A 583-nucleotide genomic window follows, 5' to 3' on the forward strand; every position below is an offset into this window, starting at 1 on the left:
ACTTGAACTCTGCCGCATACCGTTTCCGCGTAACCTTGCCCATAAAACCCGTCCTCGTTCAGGCCAGATGATAGCTTATCGCCCTGTCCGAAAAATGGGGACCACCTCTGCGCGGCCTTCCTGATGGCCATGGATACGGTCATCGGTGGCATCCACATCCAGAACGATCCGGGCGGGTGCGTGCTCATGCTGGTCAAGGAAGAGCGTGACGAACAGGGTAGCCAGGGCCTCATGATCAGCAATGATCCGACAGTAACGATCTGCCTTGTACCCACTGCGCTCCAACCGGTTCAGTGTAGATTTGCCAGCCAATGCTGCGCAGTTTGCCCGGCCTCCTGACAGACGGCCCGAGGCCAGACCAAAGATCAGGTCATGCCGCAGGGCATCGTGATCATTGAGATCTTCATAGCCCAGTGCCAGGCCCATGATCCGCTGACGGACAAGGTCTTCAACCCGGTATTCCACAAAGGCAGGATGCCGCTTATCGCGAAAACAGGCAGCAAAGCGGCGGCTGAGCCCCAGAATGTCATCAGCCTGCTTCACCAGAATGACGCCCCCATCCGAACTCATGCGACCCCCGTCA

General features: G+C 57.8%; 1 pseudogene. It reads right to left on the reverse strand.

The window, feature by feature from the left end:
• Positions 1-108: 108 nt before the first annotated feature.
• A pseudogene (locus tag GOB93_RS21050) lies at positions 109-583 on the reverse strand (transposase); the annotation flags it as partial.

This window comes from Acetobacter musti (assembly GCF_011516835.1).
In the GTDB taxonomy this organism is placed as follows: domain Bacteria; phylum Pseudomonadota; class Alphaproteobacteria; order Acetobacterales; family Acetobacteraceae; genus Acetobacter; species Acetobacter musti.